The sequence below is a fragment of the Shigella sp. FJ200513 genome, assembly GCF_040495915.1.
Lineage (GTDB): Bacteria > Pseudomonadota > Gammaproteobacteria > Enterobacterales > Enterobacteriaceae > ECMA0423.
On the sequence record NZ_JBDYCV010000151.1, the window covers coordinates 1 to 6,679 of the forward strand.

2 protein-coding genes and 3 pseudogenes are annotated in these 6,679 nt (G+C 52.0%); all 5 read right to left on the reverse strand.

Going from position 1 to position 6,679, the window contains the following annotated elements; all coding sequences use genetic code 11:
* Positions 1–77: 77 nt before the first annotated feature.
* Positions 78–956, reverse strand: a pseudogene (gene narH / locus ABZJ92_RS19900) (nitrate reductase subunit beta); the annotation flags it as partial.
* Positions 953–4,693 (reverse strand): annotated as a pseudogene (gene narZ, locus ABZJ92_RS19905) (nitrate reductase Z subunit alpha). The pseudogenes narZ and narH, both read right to left, overlap by 4 nt.
* 81 nt (positions 4,694–4,774) lie before the next feature.
* Complete coding sequence (gene narU, locus ABZJ92_RS19910; protein ID WP_001207892.1) at positions 4,775–6,163, reverse strand: nitrate/nitrite transporter NarU; 1,389 nt, start codon at positions 6,161–6,163, stop codon at positions 4,775–4,777.
* A gap of 323 nt (positions 6,164–6,486) precedes the next feature.
* Positions 6,487–6,606, reverse strand: a pseudogene (locus ABZJ92_RS19915) (hypothetical protein); the annotation flags it as partial.
* Positions 6,607–6,620: 14 nt separating this feature from the next.
* Positions 6,621–6,677, reverse strand: coding sequence for an IS1 family transposase (locus ABZJ92_RS19920; RefSeq protein ID WP_003032489.1), 57 nt, complete (start codon positions 6,675–6,677; stop codon positions 6,621–6,623).
* Positions 6,678–6,679 lie beyond the last annotated feature (2 nt).

Here is a 6,679-nt window from a genome sequence, read left to right on the forward strand (position 1 = left end):
AAAGACAATGACATTGCCTGTTTTTATAACGGTAATTGCAGACCATGACAAGCCGCAGCCGTCAGGCTGCCTACTCGATAGAGGTCAACTTCGCGCTCGGTGCTCGACGCTTCCTCGATGCGGTCGGCGTCGTAAAGCAGCACGCCCAGATACCGGATGCGACCCACGCAGGTTTCTGAGCACACGGTGGGTTGGCCTGACTCAATTCGCGGATAACAGAAGATACATTTTTCTGACTTGCCGCTTTTCCAGTTGAAGTAGATTTTTTTGTACGGACAACCGCTAATGCACAAACGCCAGCCACGGCATTTATCCTGATCAATCAGCACAATGCCGTCTTCTTCGCGTTTGTAGATAGCGCCGCTTGGGCAGGTCGCCACGCAGCTGGGATTGAGGCAGTGTTCGCACAGGCGCGGCAGGTACATCATGAAGGTGTTTTCAAACTGCCCGTACATCTCCTTTTGCATGGCCTCGAAGTTGCGGTCGCGGGCACGTTTTTCAAACTCGCCGCCCAGCAGTTCTTCCCAGTTTGGGCCCCAGATCACTTTGTCCATCCGTTTGCCGTCAATCAGTGAACGCGGGCGAGCAGTAGGGATATGTTTGCCTTCCGGTGTGCTATGCAAATGTTCGTAGTCGAAGGTGAAAGGTTCGTAGTAATCATCAATCTGCTGCGGCACCACCGGGTTGGCGAAGATTTTGGTTATTACGCCCATCTTGCTGCCCAGACGCGGACGGATCTTGCCATTCACATCGCGGACCCAGCCGCCTTGCCACTCTTCCTGATCTTCCCAGTTTTTCGGATAACCAATGCCCGGTTTGGTTTCGACGTTGTTAAACCATGCGTACTCCATGCCTTCGCGTCCGGTCCAGACGTTGTTACAGGTCACCGAACAGGTATGGCAGCCGATACATTTATCGAGGTTAAGCACCATGCCGACTTGCGAACGTATTTTCATTTTTTCGCCTCCTGTACCTGATCGCGACCTTCATCATCCAGCCAGTTAACGTTCTTCATCTTGCGGATCATGATGAATTCGTCGCGGTTCGAACCGACGGTGCCGTAGTAGTTAAAGCCCCAGGCCAGCTGCGCGTAACCGCCAATCATATGCGTCGGTTTCGGGCAAACGCGGGTGACCGAGTTATGAATGCCGCCGCGCATGCCAGTTACTTCCGAACCAGGAATATTCATAATGCGTTCCTGGGCGTGATACATCATGGTCATGCCCGGCGGTACACGTTGGCTGACCACCGCGCGGGCAGTCAGCGCGCCGTTGGCGTTAAATACTTCCACCCAGTCGTTATCGACAATGGTCAGTTCTCGGGCATCTGTTTCGCTGATCCAGACAATCGGTCCACCGCGAGAGAGCGTCAGCATTAGCAGGTTTTCACTGTAGGTTGAGTGAATGCCCCATTTCTGGTGCGGCGTCAGGAAGTTAAGTGCTTTTTCCTGGAAGCCGTTTGGCGGTATCTGGCGCATCTCACTGACGCTACGGGTGTCGATAGGCGGGCGATAAGCCACCAGGCTTTCACCAAAAGCACGCATCCACGGATGATCCTGATAGAGCTGCTGGCGTCCCGACAGCGTGCGCCACGGAATTAACTCATGAACGTTGGTGTATCCCGCGTTATAGGATACGTGATCGCTTTCCAGACCGGACCATGTGGGGCTGGAGATAATTTTACGCGGCTGCGCCTGAATATCGCGAAAGCGAATCTTCTCGTCCTCTTTGTGCAGCGCCAGATGGGTATGTTCGCGCCCGGTGATCTCGCCCAGCGCCTGCCACGCTTTGACTGCAACATGACCGTTGGTTTCCGGTGCCAGTGCCAGAATCACTTCTGAAGCGTCAATGGCGGTGTCAATCAGCGGACGCCCCTGTGCCGGGCCATCACGCTTGGTGTAATTGAGTTTGCCGAGGAAATCGATTTCATCCTGGGTATTCCACGAAATCCCTTTACCGCCATTGCCAAGTTTGTCCATCAATGGCCCGAGCGAGGTAAAGCGTTCATACGTAGCAGGGTAGTCGCGCTCCACCGCCACAATATTCGGCGCGGTTTTACCCGGGATCAGATCGCATTCGCCTTTGCGCCAGTCGAGCACTTCACACGGCTGTGAGAGCTCTGCCGGAGAGTCATGCAGCAGTGGTTGTAATACCACGTCGGTTTCTTTGCCAAGATGGCCCACGCACACTTGCGAAAATGCTTTGGCAATACCTTTGTAGATTTCCCAGTCGCTGCGTGATTCCCAGGCCGGATCGACCGCCGCAGAAAGCGGATGAATAAATGGATGCATATCCGAGGTGTTCATATCGTCTTTTTCATACCAGGTGGCGGTGGGCAGAACGATATCGGAGAACAGGCAGGTACTGGACATGCGGAAGTCGAGCGTCACCAGCAGGTCGAGCTTGCCTTCAATCGCCGCAGTTTGCCACTCGACTTCTTCCGGTTTGATCCCGTCGCTGGCACCGAGTTCCTCGCCCTGAATCCCGCTTTCGGTCCCCAGCAGATACTTCTGTATATACTCGTGGCCTTTGCCGGAGGAGTCAAGCAGGTTAGAGCGCCAGACAAACAAATTACGCGGATGATTGCTGCCGCTATCTGGTTGTTCGCAGGCCATACGTAAATCGCCCGATTTCAGCGCCTGGGCGGTAAATTCTGTGGGGGATAATCCGGCCTTGTCGGCTTCAGCTTTAATCCCGAGCGGGTTACGCCCCAGCTGCGGCGCAGAAGGTAGCCAGCCCATACGTTCGGCGCGAACGTTGAAATCAATCAGATGACCGCTGTACTTACTGGCATCGGCGAGCGGTGAAAGTAACTCCTGAGCAGAGACTTTTTCATAGCGCCATTGGCTGGAATGATTGTAGAAAAACGAGGTGCTGTTCATCTGGCGCGGTGGTCGGTTCCAGTCGAGCGCAAAGGCCAGTGGCAACCAGCCGGTTTGTGGGCGCAGTTTTTCCTGGCCGACATAGTGTGCCCAGCCGCCACCGCTTTGCCCGACACAACCGCAGAAGATCAGCATATTGATCATCCCGCGGTAGTTCATGTCCATGTGATACCAGTGGTTAACACCTGCGCCGAGGATAATCATTGAGCGCCCATGCGTTTTATGGGCGGTATCGGCAAATTCGCGGGCGATGGTTTCAATATACTGGCGCGGTACGCCGGTAATTTGCTCACCCCAGGCTGGGGTGTACGGTTTGATTTCAGCGTAATCTTTCGCGCTGTTTTCATCTTCCAGCCCGCGATCGAGGCCGTAATTCGCCAGTACCAAATCATAAACGCTGACCACCGGACAGGTGTTGCCATCGACTAACGTCAGGTTTTTAACGGGCAATTGGCGCACCAGCACCGGATTGTGTTTTACGCTGCGAAAATGCGGATTTTCAATGCCGCCAAAGTAGGGGAAGGCCACGCCTGCAACAGCGTCATGTTGACCGAGCAGGGTTAACGACAATTCGGTTTCCGTACCGGCGGCAATGGATTCCAGATTCCATTTGCCTTTTTCTCCCCAGCGGAAACCAATCGAACCGTTCGGCACTACCAATTCACCTGCGGTATTAACTGCTACGGTTTTCCACTGCGGATTGTTGCTTTCGCCCAGTCCATCCACCAGGTCAGATGCGCGGATCATGCGCCCGGGAACGTAGCTACCATCGTCGCGAGGCTCCAGCATTACCAGCATCGGCATGTCGCTGTAGCGGCGGCAGTAGTTGATAAAGTAGTCGCTGGGATTATCGAGATGAAACTCTTTTAAAATCACATGCCCCATTGCCATCGCCAGGGCGCTATCAGTGCCTTGTTTCGGTGCCAGCCACTGGTCGCACAATTTGGCCACTTCAGAGTAGTCAGGGGTAATGGCGATGGTTTTAGTGCCTTTGTAGCGTACTTCGGTAAAGAAGTGGGCGTCCGGCGTACGTGTCTGCGGTACGTTAGACCCCCAAGCGATGATGTAGCTGGAGTTATACCAGTCGGCAGATTCCGGTACGTCGGTTTGCTCGCCCCAGGTCATCGGCGAGGCGGGCGGCAGGTCGCAATACCAGTCGTAGAAACTTTAACAGGTGCCGCCAAGCAGCGACAGATAACGCGTTCCGGCGGCGTAAGAAACCATCGACATCGCCGGGATCGGCGAGAAACCGGCAACGCGATCCGGGCCGTAGGTTTTGATGGTCCAGACGTTAGCGGCGGCAATCAGCTGGTTTAGTTCCTGCCAGTTGGAGCGGATAAACCCGCCGCGCCCACGCACTTGTTTGTAGCTCAGGCACTTTTGCGGATCATTCATAATCGATGCCCACGCCAGTACCGGATCGCTGTGTTGTTTGAGGGCTTCGCGCCACAGTTCAATCAGTCGTTTACGAATGAGCGGGTATTTCAGGCGGTTAGCGCTGTAAAGATACCAGGAGTAACTTGCGCCACGCGGGCAGCCGCGAGGTTCATGATTGGGCAGGTCAGGGCGAGTGCGCGGGTAGTCGGTCTGTTGGATTTCCCAGGTCACCAGACCATTTTTAACGTAGATTTTCCAGCTACAGGAGCCTGTACAGTTAACGCCGTGGGTGGAACGCACGATTTTGTCGAACTGCCAACGCTGGCGATAGCTGTCCTCCCAGTCGCGGTTGCTATGCATCACCTGTCCGTGACCATCGGCAAAGGTTTCGCCCTTTTGTTTGAAGTAGCGAAAGCGATCCAAAAGTTTACTCATGACATGACTCCTGCTCCAGGAATGAATTGGGATCTGATGCCTTGTCGGATGCGACATGGTTGTACATCAGGCATCGATCTCTTATTTTTGGCTGAACTTCCGCCGACCATAAACCAGCCAGGTCAGCAGCACACAAACGATGTAGAAGATTAAAAACACTTTCATCGCGCCGACCGGAGAGCCGGTCATATTGAGCGACATGCCAAATGCCTGCGGAATAAAAAAGCCGCCCACTGCGCCAATGGCTGAGATAAAGCCCAGCGTTGCCGCCGTTTCGGTGACGGCTTCTCTCTGAGCTTGCTCATCACTACCGCCTTTCATCTTCACCCGATAAATGGTTATCTGGCGAAAGATGACGGCGATCATCTGGAAAGTAGAACCACTTCCCAGACCCGCGGTCAGAAACAGCCCCATAAATACGGCGTAAAAGGCGATGAAATTACCGGAGCCTGTGCCCGGTAAGGTAAGGAACAGCAGGGCACTGAAAATCGCCATAAAAATAAAGTTGATCAACGTCACCCGCACGCCGCCGAATTTATCGGAAATAGCACCACCAACCGACCGCGCGATGGCACCAATAAATGGGCCAAAGAACGCCAGGCGCAGAATATTCACATCCGGGAACTGGGTTTTTGCCAGCATGGCAAAACCCGCAGAAAAACCGATAAACGAACCGAAGGTGGCAAGGTAAAGCAGGCTCAGCAGCCAGAGATGCAGGCGTTGTAAGACAGGGAGCTGGTCGGCAATTGAGGCGCGTGAACTGGCGATATCATTCATCCCTGACCAGGCGGCGATCGTGGCAATCGCCAGTAGCGGTACCCAAATCCATGCGGCATTCGCCAGCGACATCACCGAACCGTCGGCCTGCGGTACGCCATTGACGCCGAGAAAGGCAAATACAGGTACAAAAATGACCAGCGGTGCAACCAGCTGCATTACACTTACACCTAAGTTTCCTAATCCGCCATTAATCCCAAGAGCGCTCCCTTGTTTGGCTTTTGGAAAGAAGAAACTGATATTGCCCATGCTCGAAGCAAAGTTTGCACCTGCAAAACCGCATAGCAAAGCGATAACGATAAATATCCCAAAAGGAGTATTCGGATTTTGCACGGCAATTCCGAGCCAGACGCAAGGAATAATCAGGATTGCAGTACTAAAAACCGGCCATCGGCGTCCACCGAATATAGGCACCATAAAGGAGTAGGGAACACGCAATAATGCGCCAGAAACGGAGGGTAATGCGGTTAATAAAAAGAGTTGATCGGTAGTAAAATTAAAACCGATTTTATTGAGATTAACGGTAACTGCGCTAAATAGCATCCAGACACAGAAGGCAAGAAGTAGACAACTGACTGATATCCAGAGGTTTCTTCGAGCAATATGTTTTCCTTTATTTTCCCAGAAGGCCGGATTTTCTGGTTTCCAGTCGCGTAAAAGATAACGACTATTTTTCTCATTTTGCAGTGCCATATTGTTCCTCATATGCACACATTGGTAATGAAAAAAGACAAAACAGGAGGTAAGGCGCAATAGCCAGTTATTAGAATTAAGGATGAATTGGGTGAAGTGCTGATTGAAAGAATAGATAAGAAAGCGTAACCGCGGGGGCAGAATGGGGATTAAGTAGCCAGATATGTGTTACTAAATGTAACTAACAAGCTAACCTTCAAACGGGGGTTAATCTTTGAACGTATGTCATGTTTCAACCCTTCAGATCGTGAATCTAAAGGGTTACATATTAACTATATTCTCAACAAGACCAGACACTTATAGAATTAGTGATGATTTATTCACTAAAAAGGCCATGAATTGGAGGAAAACGATCTGTCCAGAAAGTCTATCGGTTCCTCTCTTATTGCCTGATTGTAATAATCGTTATTATAGTAAGTATTGTTTATTTCATCTAAGGTCAGGTAATGACTCCAACTTACTGATAGTGTTTTATGTTCAGATAATGCCCGATGACCTTGTCATGCAGCTCCACCG